This is a genomic window from Megasphaera massiliensis, assembly GCF_000455225.1.
Lineage (GTDB): Bacteria > Bacillota > Negativicutes > Veillonellales > Megasphaeraceae > Megasphaera > Megasphaera massiliensis.
Window position 1 is genome coordinate 1,073,408 of record NZ_HF954537.1, and the last position, 13,039, is coordinate 1,086,446.

Sequence of the window (13,039 nt, forward strand, 5' to 3'; positions counted from 1 at the left end):
AAAAATCCCCCTAAAGTTGGATTTTTAGTCCAACTTTAGGGGGAAGCAGTTCAACATCATGAGCACTCTTTACATCATTTTTAAAATTACTTTATTAATCGTAATTTAGGCTGATATAATTTTATATTCTTATCAAATACATGACTAGATATATTACATAATTCACAAAAATCCTCTTTAGGTAACGCTATTTTTTGGAGTATTTCTTCAGCTGAAACAACACCAGATTCCATCAGTATTTCTACGGCATCATGTAACAAAGTAGGCTTTTCGGGAATAAATTTCTCGTCATATGGCTCATTTTTTTTCATGCCACGTGCGGCCAATTGTCTCCACAAATAACTTGTCTGATTTTCAGACAATATGCCTAATTCCTTACATCTATATATCATCGCTGCAATAGACACTTTCCATTCTTTCTTTAATTGTATAAAATAGTCCAAAGAGGTAGAAACAATCTGATTCCCAAATGTTTCTCTTGGTAATAAAAATGCGCCAGCAAAATAATTAGCTTCTTTCTCAATTTTTTTTAATAACTCCTTATTCATCATATCTTCTGTAATATGATGTAAAATTAAATGTCCCAATTCATGAGCCAAATCAAAACGTGATCGCACAGCAACATTTTTATCTGCTGTCAAAAAAATATATGGCCGATTTTCAGACCATTTAGAGCATCCATCTGATTTTGAAACTTTAATTTTTGTACGAGCAATGAAACAGCCTTTATTTTGCAATAGAGCTGTCAAATTTGAAATCGGTCCTAACCCCAAATTCCAATGTTGTCGCAACAATTTACTCAAATTTTCAATTTCTTCAGCCGAATAGTTTTGATTGATTGTTTGCTGTTTAATTGTAACTTCAGGAAATTCTAAATATTGAGAGAAATATCTTACTATTCGTTTTATCCACTCAGCACGAATAGATATTTTTTCTCTTTCCATTTTTGAAGCCGTTGCTAATGAACGAAATAATATTGCCGTATCCGATGATTCATAATCAAGAGTTGAATTATAAAAATAATATAACGGAAAATTCAATAATTCCACGTACTTATTGAAAATTTCTGCTTTAGGGAACATGCATCCTTCTTCATATTTGCTAATAGTTTGCCGGCTTACTCCAAACAAGTTTCCTAATTTAGATTGGCTATACCCTCTAGCTATTCTTGCTTCTTTTAGCCTAACAGAATTTATTTTTTGTATAGGAGTGATATTACTTTTCATTACAACTGCCTTCCTATTTTATTTTTTCGCCCAATATATTTTCAATATTTTTTAACTTAGGTCGAGCAATTTCAATAACTGCACTTTCACTTTTAGGTATTAACACAAGGTTTTGTGTACGATCAAACAAATACACTTGATTTCCTATCCAAGATTTCGTATCTTTCCTAGGAAATCCCATTCTTGCAAAACTCATTTTGTTACCATTCCCACCATGCGTCAAAATAGCATACGCTATTCCATCTATGTCTGTCATCTCTAACTCAGGAAATAAAGAAATCATATCGTTATTCTGTGCATAATTTTTTCTAAAAATAGCATCTCGTGGAAAGCTATTTTTTTTGACACTTTAGAAACGGTAAATTCTATGCCATCTCCTCTAAATAAGTAGTAATAACTATTTCTAGCTTTATTCATACATTCTTCTACAGAAAATGGAATTTCTCCAGCATCACACAAACTTTTAATGTTATAGTCATATAATACGTTTACTAAATGTGGATGCAAGCTACGTCCTCGCTCAGACATCCCCAATGAAGTGGTTTCTAATAACTCTGCTCCATATTGATAAGCTTGTATTCCAGCTTGAGCTAAGAAGTTACGACACGAAGCACTAAAATGATGACTCAAAATTAAATTACGCATTTTTTCATTTCCTTTCTATAAGCCTTTTCGAACATTTATTCTATGCACCTATTTTACATTTTTAAATATATTTTGTCAACTAAAAAATTACTATTTTCTAGTAAACTACTACCCGTAAAGTAGTCACTTGAAAAAATATAATAGGGCTGATTGTATAATGAATTCAGACATATAAAAAGTACGGTGTTTCCTACCAACAGGCACGCAGCTATACGCTGAAATATGAGGCTGGTGGTCTTGATGCCTTGCAGGATAATCGCGAGAAAAGGAAATTAGAAGACTCACTAACGGAAATAGAAAAATTACATGCCGAGCTCAAACTGGAAAGAGCTAAGCGAAAACAGTCGGAAATGGAGATTTCTTTCTTAAAAAAATTGGACAAAATAGAGAGGAGGCGGGACTGAACCGACTGAAAAAACTTCATATTTACTTAGCCATTAAGGAAGAACACGAGGAGCATCACTATCCTATTTCAGCCTTATGCAAATTAGGAAGCGTGACCAGAGCCACTTATTACAAATGGCTTCATCGTCGACTGCCTGCAAATGAGCAAGAAAACCGGCTGGCTGCCGAAAGAATAGAAGAAATTCACCGGGCTTATCCGGACAAAGGCTACCGCCGAATTCGAGACGATATGGAACGGTATTATGGCATGCACCTCAATGACAAACGCGTACTCCGGATTTGTCGTGAAGAAAACATCAAGTCCACCATTAAGTATCGCAGCCACGGATGTACTCGTCGGGCTTCAACTCCGCAATTTATAGCAGAAAATATTCTGGGCAGAGACTTTATGGTGGAAGCCCTAATGAAAAATGGCTTACAGATGTTACCGAATTTAAGTATTATCTTGGAAATGAAGTTCATAAAATATATCTGAGCGCTATCCTTGATTTGTATGACCGAAGAATTGTCTCTTTCGTAATTCGTAATAGAAATGACAATTTCTTAGTATTCGATACCTTCCATCAAGCCATTGCTTGCAATCCAGAGGCCCATCCGCTATTTCATAGCGACCGAGGCTTTCAATATACAAACAGAAGTTTCCATGCCAAACTGAAGGCCGCAGGAATGGTACAAAGCATGTCCCGAGTGGGAAAATGTATTGACAATAGCCCTGTGGAAGGGTTTTGGAGAATCTTAAAGCGCGAACGTTACTATGGTCATCGTTTTACAGATAGAGAAACACTGATTAAAGCGATAGAAGAATATATTGAATACTACAATAACAAACGATTACAGAGAAATCTGGGAGTATTAACTCCAATGGAAAAACATGCCAGCTATTGGCTGGCAGCATAAAAAACTGCCACCGGAAACCGGTGGCAGAAACAAAACCTATTTATGTTTTTCCGAGTGTCTACTTGACGAGTAGCAGTTCATTCCTCTGAATGAGGCAATGGCGCTGTTTTACTTGTTTTATTCTTCGTCTTCCGGAAGTTCTGCGTTGTGGTAAACGTCCTGGACGTCGTCGATGTCATCGAGGGCGTCGATGAAGCGTTCCATTTTTTCGGCATCTTCACCGGTCAGTTTGATCGTGTTTTCCGGAATCATGGTAATGGACGCATGATCCGTTTCGATGTTGTTGTCAGCCAAGGCTTTTTCAACGGCATCGAAGGCTTCCGGCGTAGTGATGATTTCGTAGTCTTCGTCGGAGACTTTTACGTCATCGGCACCGGCTTCGATAGCGACTTCCATGATCTGATCTTCGTCAGCCTTATCGCGGGCGACGACGAAGAGACCCGTGTTGTGGAACATCCAGCTGACGCAGCCTGTAGCACCGAGGTTGCCGCCGGATTTAGAAAATTCGTGGCGAACGTCGGCAGCGGCGCGGTTGCGGTTATCCGTGAGGACGTTGACCGTAACGGCAACGCCTGCCGGGCCGTAGCCTTCATATACGATTTCTTCGTAGTTCTGGCCTTCCGTAGCGCCGGCGCCTTTTTGGATAGCCCGCTTAATGTTATCTTTCGGGATGTTGTTTTCTTTTGCTTTTTGGAGGGCCAATTTCAGACGCATATTGCCGACCGGATCGGGACCGCCCATGCGGACAGCAATCGTAATTTCACGGCCGATCTTGGTCGTAATCTTGCCGCGGATGGCGTCGTTTTTCCCTTTTTTACGTTTAATATTTGCCCATTTAGAATGTCCAGACATTCAAATGCCTCCCTTTATGTCCACCAATCCTCGCCGGCCAGGCGGTCTAAGATGATCGCCGCTGCCGAGCGGACGGATAAGTGATTATATTCCCCAGCGCCGTAAATTGGTTCCAGGATAAAATCGAATTTTTCCATCGTTTCTTTCGTCATGCCATAACCCGTGCCAAAGAGCAGGAGAATCGGCGTGTCCTCTTCTTCCCGTTTTTGGCGCAGTGCCTTATAGGAAATGGTGTTGGAATAGGTCCGGGCATCGGTCGTAACGACGTAAGGCTTCTTGCCTTCTGCCTCGGTTACGGCTTCGACAGCCGCTCCGATGGAAGGGCGGATATCGACGATGTCGAAGGCCTGAGTGCGATAGCCGTTGTAATTACGGCCGGTATCACTTTCCCAAAAGCCCATGATTTTGTGAACCATGTCCAGCTGTCCCGGCACATCATGGATGATGAAATATTTTTTTATGCCATAGGTCTTTGCCGACCGCGAAATATCATGCAGGTCGTAGTTGGTAATGGCCGTCGTAATGACGTTAAAGTTCTTATCGTATATGGGATAATGAACCAATCCTACATATAAAGGGGATTTTTTCATCGCTTGTCTCCCTTTAATTTGTTCAGTATTTCCACATCTTTCGGTGACAACTCGCAGTGTTCGAGAAGGTCCGGCCGAAGGTCCAGGGTCCTTGAAAGGGACGCCTTTCGGCGCCACGTTTCAATCTTGGCGTGATCGCCGTTTCGCAGAACTTCCGGCACGGCCATACCGCGAAAGACGGCAGGCTTCGTATACTGCGGGCATTCGAGAAGGGACGAGTAAAAGGAATCGTCAGCCGCTCCCGAGGCGGCACCGAGAACGCCCGGAATCATGCGGGCTACGGCATCGGTGACGGTCATGGCCGGCAGTTCGCCGCCGGTCAGGATATAGTCGCCAACGGAAATGGTTTCATCGGCCAGGTCTTCTTCGACACGGTAGTCGACACCTTCATAGTGGCCACATAGCAAAATAAGCTGGTCGTATGTCGCCAGCTCGCGTGCTTTCGCCTGATCAAAGGGCTTTCCAGCGGGACCCATGAAAATGATGCGCCGCCGCGGAACCTCTCTCCGCACGGCTTCGACGGCCGCATAGAGCGGAGCCGCCTTCATGAGCATACCGCAGCCGCCGCCGTAGATGGTATCGTCGACCATGTGGTGGCGGTCATACGTGAAGTTACGAGGATTGGTCACATCCAGATCCAACAGACCGGCTGCCCGGGCTCTGCCGATGATGCTGTGCTGAAAAAAGGCTTCGATCAACTCCGGAAAGAGTGAGATAATGTCGATTCTCATTCGTCCACCCACTCCGGCGGATCGACGACGATTCGCTTCGCTTCAGTATCAACGGATTTGACGACGTCGGGGATAGCCGCAAAAAGGGTTTCCCTGCCGTCATCAGCAGTGACGACGTAGACATCGTTGCTGCCCGTGCGCAGGACGTCTGTAAGTTTTCCCAGTTCATGGTCTTCAAGATCGTATACGACAGAGCCGATGATATCGTAGATGTAATGCTGCCCTTTTTTAAGGGGTACCAAATCTTCCCGCGGTACCTGAAGGTCTTTTTTGAGGAGCCTTTCAGCGGCATTGCGATCATCGACGCCGACAAATTTCATGAGGACGACCCGCTTATGAAGACGAGCGGACTCTACTTCATACTTCTTGCCGTCGATATAGCCGTATTTCATCTTGAGGAATCGGTTCGGAAAGTCCGTATCGGGATAAATACGAACATCACCCCGCACGCCGTGCGGGGCAACGATTTGACCGATTGTAAAAAAATCTAAGTCAGCCATCGTATTCTATTGGCGGATAGAAATGATCTTGCCGTCTTCAAGCAAGATTTCAGTTCCCATCAATTTTTCCAAATCATCGCCGACATTGACAACGACAGTCTGTTCGAGTGTACCTTGTCTGATTTCGGAATCGATTGTAAGGTGTTCTGCTTCTTCGCGGTCGTGCTGAGCTTTAGCTCGAGCCGAGACGAGACGCTGTTTCTGTTCTTCTACTTGCGCACGCAGGGAAATAAGTCCCTGGGCATCGATTTTGGCCTGTTCGGTCATCATGCGTTTAGCCTGGAATTCCAGGTTCTGCATTTCCCGATCGATATCACTCAGGGCCTGATCGGCATTCTTGAGGATACGGTCCTTAAGGGACTGTGTGACTTTTGCCTTAACGGCAACGGGAATGCGCAATGTAATCTGATCCATGGTACCTCCTATACGATATCCACTGATACTTTCTTATTCGCCTTCACTGCCGCAGCCTTGACAACAAGGCGCAATGCTTTCGCAATTTTACCTTGCTTGCCAATGACTTTGCCCATATCTTCGGGTGCGACATGAAGCTGATAGACTTCGAGGCCTTTTTTTTGAATCTTGGTAACTGTAACCGCTTCCGGATTCTTTACCAGAGACCGGGCGATACACGCAATCAATTCTTCCATAGTATCCAGCCTCACTTACTTTTTGGATGCTTCAAACTGGGCCATGATGCCAGCTTTCTTGAAGATAGAACGGATCGTATCTGTCGGCTGTGCGCCTTTACCGAGCCAAGCTACAGCAGCTTCTGCATCGACGGTCAGACGAGTATCCATGTCTTTGGACGGATCGTACATGCCGAGGGTTGCAACGGGACGACCGTTGTTACGAGCATTGCGGGAATCAGCAACGACGACGCGGTAGATCGGTTTCTTTTTAGCACCTAAACGGGCCAAACGAATTTTAATCATTGAAAATCACCTCCTTGTCAGAATATCTTATTTCCACGATAAATCGGGAAATCCATTTAAAAAGGCAGACGCGGCATAAAACCCCGTCGTTTACTCTTTTGTGCTTTCTTGGCCTGCTTCATCATCTTCTGCATTTCCATGAACTGCTTGATGAGGCGGTTGACGTCTTGGACACGAGTACCGCTGCCCTTAGCGATGCGGCGCTTACGGCTGTCCTTAATCAGCATTTTAGGGTTGGTACTCGACCGTTCTTGAGCCGTCATGGACGTGATGATGGCTTCGATTCGCTTGAATTCCTTGCCGTCCATGTCGACCTTGTCGAGTTCTTTCTTGTACTTCCCGATGCCGGGAATGAGGCTAAGTAAGCTGCCCATGTTGCCCATCTTCTTAATCATCTGAAGCTGGGAGAGGAAATCATCGAAGGTGAAAGACCCGCTCTTCATGGTCTTCTTCATGTTTTCCATGGACTCTTCATCGAAAGCAGCCTGGGCTTTTTCGATGATTGTTTCGACGTCGCCTAAATCGAGGATACGCGACGCGTAACGATTGGGATGAAATTCTTCGATGCCGTCGAGTTTTTCGCTGACACCGATGAATTTGATAGGTTTGCCCGTGACGGCCTTGATGGACAAGGCGGCCCCGCCGCGGGCATCGCCGTCGAGCTTGGTCATAATCATGCCATCGATACCGAGGGCTTTATCGAAGGCAGAAGCTGCCGTCACGGCATCCTGACCGGTCATGGCGTCGACGACTAAGAGAATTTCATGAGGATGAACATTTTCTTTAATGTGAATCAATTCATCCATCAAGGTTTCGTTGATATGAAGCCGCCCGGCCGTATCGATGATGACGACGTCGCGCAAATGGCTGGTCGCATAGGGAATAGCATGCTGGGCAATGGCGACAGGGTCCTTACTGCCGTCTTCGGTATAAACGGGCATATCCAGTTCCTGGCCGAGAACCTGCAGCTGGGTGATAGCTGCAGGACGATAGACGTCGGCTGCTACCATGAGCGGGCTCTTGCCTTGAGACTTTAGTTTTTTGGCGAGTTTCGCTGCCGTCGTCGTCTTACCGGCACCTTGGAGACCGACGAGCATGATGACTGTCGGCGGCTTCGGCGCAATGGTAATCCGGCTCTGGGTCCCGCCGAGGAGTTCCGTCAATTCATCGCGGACGATTTTGATGACCGTCTGCGACGCATTCAAGCTGCCGAAGACTTCTTCACCGACGGCTTTTTCTTTGACCTTCTTGATGAAGTCTTTGGTGACGGCAAAGTTGACGTCCGCTTCCAGCAAGGCGCGGCGCATCTCTTTCAGCGCTTCACTGACATCCTCTTCAGAAAGCTTCCCTTTGCCTCGAAGCTTTTTAAAGGCCGCCTGGAATCGTTCGGACAGACTTTCAAATGGCATGAGGGGCCTCCTTTTATAAATCTATTTCGTGTAAAAGTTGTTTAGCTCTTTCAATATCGCTGGGCCCTTGACCTTCAAGCAGGCCCTGGACTTCATCGATCTGTTCCCGGACCGCATCGAAGCGGGCCAGCAACTGAAGCCGCTGTTCATAGCTTTCCAGCGAATGGGAAGCGCGCTTGAGCATGTCGTAAGCGCCTTGACGGGAAATCTGCAGTTCTTCCCCGATTTCACTCAAGGACAGGTCCATATCGAAATACATTTCCATACAGCGCCGCTGCTTCTCCGTCAATAACGGCCCGTACAGATCGAGGAGCCGTCCCTTACGGACTACGTCTTCAAGCATGGCTTCACCGCCTTTCAAACAGCGTACTTTGATAGTATACCGGAATCGGTCTGCGCTGTCAAGTATTTTTACTTGTCAGGTCGACGCGAACGTCATAAAAGGTACTGCCCCGCCCTTCATCGGTCAGGCGCTGGCTGGTGAGGACGTTGACCGAGGCGCCGCCGTCTTTGACCCGTTCACGCCACCATACGCCTTCGCTGACGACCCGGCCCGGTACGGTGCGGTCACTGATGCGGACGGTAAAATCGGCCTGTCCCCTTTTATTACTAAGGGTCACGGACTCGCCGTCAGCGATACCGTATCGGCTGGCGTCATCGGGATGGACGAAGAGGTCCATCGTATGGCTGGCCGTCAATTCATCCCGTTCATTAAAGGATGAATCGAGGATGCGCATATCGGCGCCGTTGACGAAGGCCAGTTTTCCCTCATCGGGATCAAGGGGCATATAATCGGGAAGGGCCGGTGTCAGGGCATCGTTGCGAATTTCGATCTTCCCCGACGGCGTCGCAAAGGTCGTCTGATAGTCTTCCGGCATGGGAAGGGGCGTCGGCCGGCCTGAGCGCAGGCAGTCCTGATCGACGGGAAGGGGCCATTTTACCGTCGAGGTGATGAGTTTATCGACAAGGTCCCGTTCGGACTGGTCGTAAAAGGGGTCGGTAATGCCGAGAGCCTTGGCCAAATCACAGGCAACGCGCCAATTAGATCGACTTTCGCCGAGAGGCTTGATGACGGCATAGCCGCACTGGATCGTGTAATTGCCGTAGGAATAATAGGCGTCGTCGTGCTCCAAGGACGTCGTCGCCGGCAGGACGATGTCGGCGTATCGGGCCGTATCGGTCATGAAGCGTTCGTGGACGACGGTAAACAGATCGTCCCGAGAAAGGCCGGCGAGAACTTTATTTTGATCCGGCGCCGTACAGGCCGGGTTGGACGAATAGACGAAGAGGCTCTGGATGCTGTCGTCTTCCGTAAGGGCCTGACCGATGCAGCACATATTGACCAGTCGTGTTCCCTTCTTCTTCCAGTCCGACCGGATGACGATATCCTTGTCATAAGCCTTAGAGGCGCCGGCTGAGGTCAAGATTCCCCCGCCTCGTTTTCCCCAGGCGCCGACGACGGCCGGAAGGCAGGTGATGATGCGCGTCGTCATGGCGCCGTTGCGGTAGCGGGACTGGCCGCTTCCCAGACGAATGAAGGGCGCCCGCGCCTTGCCGTAGGCCTGAGCCAATTCTTCGACGACAGCTTTCGGGACGCCGGTAATTTTTTCCGTTTCTTCCGGCGTATAGCGAGGAATGACTTTTTCTTTCAGCTCATCCCAACCGAGGACTTTTTCAGACAGAAAGGCTTCGTCGGTCAGCCCGTCTCTAACCAAGACGTGCATCATACCGAGAGCCAGTGCCCCATCGGTACCAGGCCGAATGGCGACGAAGTGATCGGCCAAATCGGCCGTCTTGGTGCGGTACGTATCGATGCACCAAATAGCAGCCCCTTTTTCACGAGCAGCATCGACGTCGTGTTTGAAATGAATATTGGTGGCCATCATGTGAATGCTCCACAAGAAGATGGCGTCGCTGTTTTGCGCTTCCTGGGGCGCCGTCGGCAAGGTACCGCCCATGATGTCTTTGAACCCCTGCCCCTTGGCCGGTGCGCAAATCGTCCGGTCGAGTTCCGACGCACCTAGCCGATAAAACAAGCCATGCAGAGCATCGTGCTGGACGATGCCCATGGTGCCGGCGTAGGAGTACGGCAAGATGGCTTCTGGTCCCTCTTCGGCAATAATTTTTTTCCACGAAGCTGCGATTTCAGCTAGGGCCTGATCCCACGAGATGGGCTCAAATTTCCCGCTCCCCTTCGGTCCCGTCCGCTTGAGCGGCGTCGTCAGCCGCCGCGGCGAATAGACCGTCCGTTCATAGTGAGCCATCTTCGGGCATATCGTCCCCCGCGTAAAGGGATGGCTTTCATCGCCCTTCACCGAGACGACGCGACCGTCTTCAACGTCGACCAAGAGGCCGCAGGCGTCGGGACAGTCATAGGGGCAGACCGACCTATATTGTGTCATAGAATTCCCTCCTTATTTATCTATATAATATATGTTCATTATATCGCCGCAGAGGAACCTTGGCAAAATTATCTAAAAAAATGCGATCCCCCCTTCTTCATCATCGAGCATAATGGTACATACAGCAAGGGCCCACGATGACGACGGGAAGTCTCACCATGGGCCCAAATCTGCGAAAACCTATCTTACAGTTGCCGCAAGGGTATTTTGTTTAATGATGGAAGAGGCGCAGGCCGGTCATAGCCATGGCAATTCCATATTTATCGCACGTTTCGATGACATTGTCGTCGCGGATCGAACCACCGGCCTGGGCGATGTAATCGACGCCGCTGCGATGAGCCCGTTCGATGTTATCGCCAAAGGGGAAGAAAGCATCACTGCCAAGGGCTACGCCGTGGAGCTGGGCAATCCAGGCTTTCTTTTCTTCCCGCGTAAGGGGCTGCGGTTTTTCCGTAAAGAGATCCTGCCAGATACCGTCAGCCAAGACGTCTTCGTAATCGTCGGAGATGTAGACGTCGATGGCATTGTCCCGGTTCGGACGACGGACGTCGTCGCGGAAGGGCAGGTTCAAGACTTTCGGGTTCTGACGGAGCCACCATACGTCGGCCTTATTGCCGGCCAGACGGGTGCAGTGGACGCGGGACTGCTGACCAGCGCCGACACCGATGGTCATGCCGTCTTTTACGTAGCAGACGGAGTTGGACTGGGTGTATTTTAAGGTAATGAGGGCGATGATGAGATCGCGCTGAGCGGCCGCCGGGATGTCCTTGTTCTGCGTCGGGATGTTCTGCAGCATATCGGCCGTGATCTTGGCTTCATTTCGTTCCTGTTCAAAGGTGACGCCGTAGACTTCTTTCGATTCGACAGGCTGGGGCTTGTAATCGGCATTGATCTGAAGGACGCAGTAATTGCCCTTTTTCTTAGTCTTTAAAATAGCCAGGGCTTCGTCGCTGTAGCCGGGCGCAATGACGCCGTCCGATACTTCGCGCTTCAAGAGGGTTGCCGTTTCGACGTCGCAGACATCGGAGAGGGCAACGAAATCGCCGTAAGAACTCATGCGATCGGCACCGCGGGCGCAGGCATAGGCCGTAGCCAAGGGCGACAAGGGCAGATCATCGACCCAATATATCTTCTTCAGGGTATCACTCATCTCCGTGGCAACGGCGGCGCCGGCCGGGCTGACGTGCTTGAAGGAAGCCGCTGCCGGAAGGCCTGTCGCTTCTTTCAATTCCTTGACCAACTGATAGCTGTTAAAGGCGTCGAGCAAATTAATATAGCCGGGACGGCCGCAAAGGACCGTAAAAGGAAGGGCGCTGCCATCCTTCATATAGACCCGGGACGACGACTGGTTCGGGTTGCAGCCGTATTTTAATTTCAGTTCGTTCATCGTGATACCTCCTGATAGACCCAAAATAAAAAAATACCGACACTTCTGGAACGTTTCGCCCAGACGGTCGGCTCTTATGAATCATGCTCCCCGTGGTAACTCCACTTCCGTCAGTCACATGCTTCACCTTATTATACCGTCCGCCGATTCAGGCTGTCAAGAAAAAGGAGCTGCCGTCAGCAGCCCCTTTCAGGTCGTACCCTCTATGATTCCTCTTCCGGAGGCTGCGGCGAAATGTCGCGCACGGTAATCTTGAGGATTTCCACAGCCATGCCCGTCGTATATTCCACTTCGTGCTGGATATCGCGGCGGATACGGCTCATGAGTTTCTTTATATTTTCTCCGTAGGCAATGGTCAGGGACAAGATAATAGCCAGACCGTTGCGCGTCGAGTTATAGTTGATAGCCACCTTCAGTCGGTTGATCTTGGTCACGCCTTCATTTTGACTCAAAGCATGGCGGACCAGGCTTTCAAGGACGTCGTTGGAAAACGTCAGTTTCCCATAATAACTGAAGATGGGACGAACGACGGAACGCTCGAAGGGCGACAATTTCTTGCCGTTGTTGTCATAAAAGAAAGAACGGATCGAATCCAGCAGATAGCCGCGAAAATGGGGTTTCAGCTCCATCGTCGGCACGGGGATGATATGCGTTCCCTCTTTGATGCGGATACTTTGAGCCTTTTCGATTTCCTCCGAGCACGAGACGTCTTCGATACGGATGAACCGCGCCGGTTCCGGAAGCTCGAGGGCTTCGCAGATGCGGTGAATCATGTGCCGCGACGTTCCCAGGATGAGCAGTTTTTCAGGAGCTGCTTTGGCTAAGGCTGCCTTCATGGCAGCGGCGTCGTCCGGGTTATTGAATACGGCGCGGCGCACGGCCTTGAGGCGATTCGTTTCGTCCTTGGCCGACCGGCCGGCAACGATGCGGTTGTGATCGATAAGGAGTCCGTCATCAATGATGGTCTGAATATCGTGATCGTAGGCGACGACCAGGGCATGGTGGCTCTTCCCCGTCCCGCTGGCGCCGATAAAACCGACAACTTCCATGTCTGTCACCT

Annotated in this window: 16 protein-coding genes, 1 pseudogene and 1 riboswitch; of the genes and pseudogenes, 2 read left to right on the forward strand and 15 right to left on the reverse strand. The window is 48.8% G+C overall.

What is annotated here, in order from left to right:
* Positions 1–86: 86 nt before the first annotated feature.
* From TX77_RS08335 to TX77_RS08345, 3 genes are read right to left on the reverse strand one after another with little or no spacing between them, the layout of a single operon-like run.
* On the reverse strand, positions 87–1,226 hold the full coding sequence (locus TX77_RS08335; protein WP_044504344.1) for a helix-turn-helix domain-containing protein: 1,140 nt from the start codon (positions 1,224–1,226) through the stop codon (positions 87–89).
* A 13-nt stretch (positions 1,227–1,239) separates the two neighbouring features.
* Positions 1,240–1,509 (reverse strand): hypothetical protein, encoded by a 270-nt coding sequence (locus TX77_RS08340; RefSeq protein WP_044504345.1) that lies wholly within the window; start codon positions 1,507–1,509, stop codon positions 1,240–1,242.
* Positions 1,506–1,871, reverse strand: coding sequence for a hypothetical protein (locus TX77_RS08345; RefSeq protein WP_044504346.1), 366 nt, complete (start codon positions 1,869–1,871; stop codon positions 1,506–1,508). Before TX77_RS08345 ends, TX77_RS08340 begins: the two co-directional genes overlap by 4 nt.
* 496 nt (positions 1,872–2,367) lie before the next feature.
* Between TX77_RS08345 and TX77_RS14135 the strand changes: the two are divergent.
* Together TX77_RS14135 and TX77_RS14140 are read left to right on the forward strand one after the other, a co-directional pair.
* Positions 2,368–2,583 (forward strand): annotated as a pseudogene (locus TX77_RS14135) (helix-turn-helix domain-containing protein); the annotation flags it as partial.
* A 20-nt stretch (positions 2,584–2,603) separates the two neighbouring features.
* A complete protein-coding gene (locus TX77_RS14140; RefSeq protein ID WP_154651884.1) occupies positions 2,604–3,173 on the forward strand; it encodes an IS3 family transposase in 570 nt (189 codons plus the stop codon).
* Positions 3,174–3,290: 117 nt separating this feature from the next.
* Here the strand turns inward: TX77_RS14140 and TX77_RS08360 are convergent, their stop codons facing one another.
* The 12 genes from TX77_RS08360 to TX77_RS08415 form a co-directional block, all read right to left on the reverse strand.
* On the reverse strand, positions 3,291–4,025 hold the full coding sequence (locus TX77_RS08360) for a YebC/PmpR family DNA-binding transcriptional regulator (RefSeq protein ID WP_044504348.1): 735 nt from the start codon (positions 4,023–4,025) through the stop codon (positions 3,291–3,293).
* A 14-nt stretch (positions 4,026–4,039) separates the two neighbouring features.
* A complete protein-coding gene (locus tag TX77_RS08365; protein WP_044504349.1) occupies positions 4,040–4,615 on the reverse strand; it encodes an RNA methyltransferase in 576 nt (191 codons plus the stop codon).
* Positions 4,612–5,346 (reverse strand): tRNA (guanosine(37)-N1)-methyltransferase TrmD, encoded by a 735-nt coding sequence (gene trmD, locus TX77_RS08370; protein WP_044504350.1) that lies wholly within the window; start codon positions 5,344–5,346, stop codon positions 4,612–4,614. The genes TX77_RS08365 and trmD overlap by 4 nt, the downstream gene beginning before the upstream one ends.
* Positions 5,343–5,846 (reverse strand): ribosome maturation factor RimM, encoded by a 504-nt coding sequence (gene rimM, locus TX77_RS08375; RefSeq protein WP_044504351.1) that lies wholly within the window; start codon positions 5,844–5,846, stop codon positions 5,343–5,345. The genes trmD and rimM overlap by 4 nt, the downstream gene beginning before the upstream one ends.
* 6 nt (positions 5,847–5,852) lie before the next feature.
* On the reverse strand, positions 5,853–6,260 hold the full coding sequence (locus tag TX77_RS08380; RefSeq protein ID WP_044504352.1) for a YlqD family protein: 408 nt from the start codon (positions 6,258–6,260) through the stop codon (positions 5,853–5,855).
* An 8-nt stretch (positions 6,261–6,268) separates the two neighbouring features.
* Entirely contained in the window at positions 6,269–6,496 is a 228-nt protein-coding gene (locus TX77_RS08385) for a KH domain-containing protein (protein WP_044504353.1), read from the reverse strand.
* A gap of 15 nt (positions 6,497–6,511) precedes the next feature.
* Entirely contained in the window at positions 6,512–6,781 is a 270-nt protein-coding gene (gene rpsP / locus TX77_RS08390; RefSeq protein ID WP_044504354.1) for a 30S ribosomal protein S16, read from the reverse strand.
* 56 nt (positions 6,782–6,837) lie between these two features.
* Positions 6,838–8,190: a signal recognition particle protein gene (gene ffh, locus TX77_RS08395; RefSeq protein WP_044504355.1), complete on the reverse strand. Its 1,353-nt coding sequence runs from the start codon at positions 8,188–8,190 to the stop codon at positions 6,838–6,840.
* Between the two features lie 13 nt (positions 8,191–8,203).
* Positions 8,204–8,533: a YlxM family DNA-binding protein gene (gene ylxM / locus TX77_RS08400; protein ID WP_071822349.1), complete on the reverse strand. Its 330-nt coding sequence runs from the start codon at positions 8,531–8,533 to the stop codon at positions 8,204–8,206.
* Positions 8,534–8,591: 58 nt separating this feature from the next.
* Positions 8,592–10,592 carry a molybdopterin-containing oxidoreductase family protein gene (locus TX77_RS08405; protein ID WP_044504356.1) on the reverse strand — a complete coding sequence of 667 codons (2,001 nt, stop codon included), beginning with the start codon at positions 10,590–10,592 and terminating at the stop codon, positions 8,592–8,594.
* A 211-nt stretch (positions 10,593–10,803) separates the two neighbouring features.
* Positions 10,804–11,979, reverse strand: coding sequence for a phosphoribosylaminoimidazolecarboxamide formyltransferase (locus TX77_RS08410; protein ID WP_044504357.1), 1,176 nt, complete (start codon positions 11,977–11,979; stop codon positions 10,804–10,806).
* Positions 11,980–12,029: 50 nt separating this feature from the next.
* A riboswitch (ZMP/ZTP riboswitch) is annotated at positions 12,030–12,107 on the reverse strand.
* 75 nt (positions 12,108–12,182) lie between these two features.
* The gene (locus TX77_RS08415) at positions 12,183–13,028 is read right to left on the reverse strand and encodes an Asp23/Gls24 family envelope stress response protein (RefSeq protein ID WP_044504358.1); all 846 of its coding nucleotides are present in this window, start codon (positions 13,026–13,028) and stop codon (positions 12,183–12,185) included.
* Between the last annotated feature and the right edge of the window lie 11 nt (positions 13,029–13,039).

Excerpts from the sequence above, each read along its gene's own strand:
- TX77_RS08335 (WP_044504344.1), bottom strand. The coding sequence starts at position 1,226 with ATGAAAAGTAATATCACTCCTATACAAAAAATAAATTCTGTTAGGCTA.
- TX77_RS08340 (WP_044504345.1), bottom strand. The coding sequence starts at position 1,509 with ATGATTTCTTTATTTCCTGAGTTAGAGATGACAGACATAGATGGAATA.
- TX77_RS08345 (WP_044504346.1), bottom strand. The coding sequence starts at position 1,871 with ATGCGTAATTTAATTTTGAGTCATCATTTTAGTGCTTCGTGTCGTAAC.
- TX77_RS14140 (WP_154651884.1), top strand. The coding sequence starts at position 2,604 with ATGTACTCGTCGGGCTTCAACTCCGCAATTTATAGCAGAAAATATTCT.
- TX77_RS08360 (WP_044504348.1), bottom strand. The coding sequence starts at position 4,025 with ATGTCTGGACATTCTAAATGGGCAAATATTAAACGTAAAAAAGGGAAA.
- TX77_RS08365 (WP_044504349.1), bottom strand. The coding sequence starts at position 4,615 with ATGAAAAAATCCCCTTTATATGTAGGATTGGTTCATTATCCCATATAC.
- trmD (WP_044504350.1), bottom strand. The coding sequence starts at position 5,346 with ATGAGAATCGACATTATCTCACTCTTTCCGGAGTTGATCGAAGCCTTT.
- rimM (WP_044504351.1), bottom strand. The coding sequence starts at position 5,846 with ATGGCTGACTTAGATTTTTTTACAATCGGTCAAATCGTTGCCCCGCAC.
- TX77_RS08380 (WP_044504352.1), bottom strand. The coding sequence starts at position 6,260 with ATGGATCAGATTACATTGCGCATTCCCGTTGCCGTTAAGGCAAAAGTC.
- TX77_RS08385 (WP_044504353.1), bottom strand. The coding sequence starts at position 6,496 with ATGGAAGAATTGATTGCGTGTATCGCCCGGTCTCTGGTAAAGAATCCG.
- rpsP (WP_044504354.1), bottom strand. The coding sequence starts at position 6,781 with ATGATTAAAATTCGTTTGGCCCGTTTAGGTGCTAAAAAGAAACCGATC.
- ffh (WP_044504355.1), bottom strand. The coding sequence starts at position 8,190 with ATGCCATTTGAAAGTCTGTCCGAACGATTCCAGGCGGCCTTTAAAAAG.
- ylxM (WP_071822349.1), bottom strand. The coding sequence starts at position 8,533 with ATGCTTGAAGACGTAGTCCGTAAGGGACGGCTCCTCGATCTGTACGGG.
- TX77_RS08405 (WP_044504356.1), bottom strand. The coding sequence starts at position 10,592 with ATGACACAATATAGGTCGGTCTGCCCCTATGACTGTCCCGACGCCTGC.
- TX77_RS08410 (WP_044504357.1), bottom strand. The coding sequence starts at position 11,979 with ATGAACGAACTGAAATTAAAATACGGCTGCAACCCGAACCAGTCGTCG.
- TX77_RS08415 (WP_044504358.1), bottom strand. The coding sequence starts at position 13,028 with ATGGAAGTTGTCGGTTTTATCGGCGCCAGCGGGACGGGGAAGAGCCAC.